Genomic DNA, 443 nt, shown 5'->3' with positions numbered 1-443 from the left:
ATTTTGGACAGTCAGCAGCGGCTGATGGCAGAAGCGGCACGACAGACCGCAGTCCTTCGCGAGGCCCGAAATGCGGAACTCGAAGCGAAGTCTCAGCAGATGAAATACCAGTTTGCGATGTGGCGACAGACGGGGGATGGGCAAGCCTATCTGGATTGGGAGCGCGATGCCGGTGAATATCTCACCTATATGCGATCGCTCCAGACCCAAGTGTCGGAAGCAGAAGCGGCGGATCATGAGCGGCTCAGCCTGCTGACTGAAAACCTGCGGGCCGAGTTGTTGAAGACTCACTTCGAATTCAGCTCGGCAGAAGCAAGACAGTCATATGAGCGCGACTGCCGACGGTATGAAAGCTACCTCACAGCCAGCAAGTCAGAGCAGACAGAGAAGCTGCGGCGCACGTCGCGGGTAATTCGCGTGGCCGTGGCTACTGTGTTTCTGCT

The 443-nt window shown here is 57.1% G+C and carries 1 protein-coding gene; it reads left to right on the top strand.

What is annotated here, in order from left to right; genetic code table 11:
* Positions 1-443 (top strand): hypothetical protein (locus CHM34_RS19500; protein WP_169713836.1); only part of this gene is annotated, 443 nt, incomplete at both ends.

The organism is Paludifilum halophilum (genome assembly GCF_002245355.1).
In the GTDB taxonomy this organism is placed as follows: Bacteria; Bacillota; Bacilli; order Thermoactinomycetales; family DSM-45169; genus Paludifilum; species Paludifilum halophilum.
This window is presented reverse-complemented; position numbering and strand designations above follow the sequence as displayed.